Raw genomic sequence first — 758 nt, forward strand, 5'->3', positions numbered from 1 at the left:
CCATATCTCTAATGTTTACTGCTGCATAAACAGGCATTCCATCAACAAAACCCGCGTTGGCAAACGCCGTCGAACTCCGACATCAAAATCACGGTGTCGATCTCCGCTTCCGGGACCGGATCGATATTCCGTCCACCCCAATAGCTTTGATAAGCTTCTCTCGGATTGAGTTCAGCCCATAGAAAATAGAGAGGCATACACCCCGATAGTAGAGCGGGCGCAAGAACGGCTAGAATATAAATTTTCATGCTAGATCTCTGATATATTTATGAACATTAGTAAGCATCTTCTGCACAAGCTCATGCCCATTATCCATATGGCAAACGGGGCTATTATTCGAAACAATGTCGCTTGTTATTTCCCATTCACCATGTACAAGCCCCCTTAATTTAAGATCGCGCCAGGAACCACCGCCATTTCGCGCAACCCGGTTTGACGTACCCATCGATACATTGGAGCATGTCGGCATTGCCGGATCATCGCGGACAAAAACATTATACCAGCGTTCCGTGGTTCGGGGGCGCTCGAAGGGTCGATTGCTTTTTGTGATCTCAAACCCGTCCCGGCGCTCAAAATCTCGTTTCGTAACAGGATCAAGAGTAACGAGCAGATCAAGAGGAATACCGTCGCCAGCCAGGCGCTGGGCCACTTGATAGCTGCAATAGCCGCCCCAGCTATGGCCGACTATTCCGACTTGGTGCCCAGGGTAACGTTTCCGCCACAGCGTAATATATTTGGCAATCTCACGATCGGCATCG

The 758-nt window shown here is 49.5% G+C and carries 1 protein-coding gene; it reads right to left on the reverse strand.

The features are described from left to right. Window positions 1–244: 244 nt before the first annotated feature. Window positions 245–758 (reverse strand): hypothetical protein (locus tag VZ95_RS26360; protein WP_198148474.1); only part of this gene is annotated, 514 nt, incomplete at its 5' end.

This window comes from Elstera litoralis (assembly GCF_000963705.1).
GTDB classification, from domain to species: domain Bacteria; phylum Pseudomonadota; class Alphaproteobacteria; order Elsterales; family Elsteraceae; genus Elstera; species Elstera litoralis.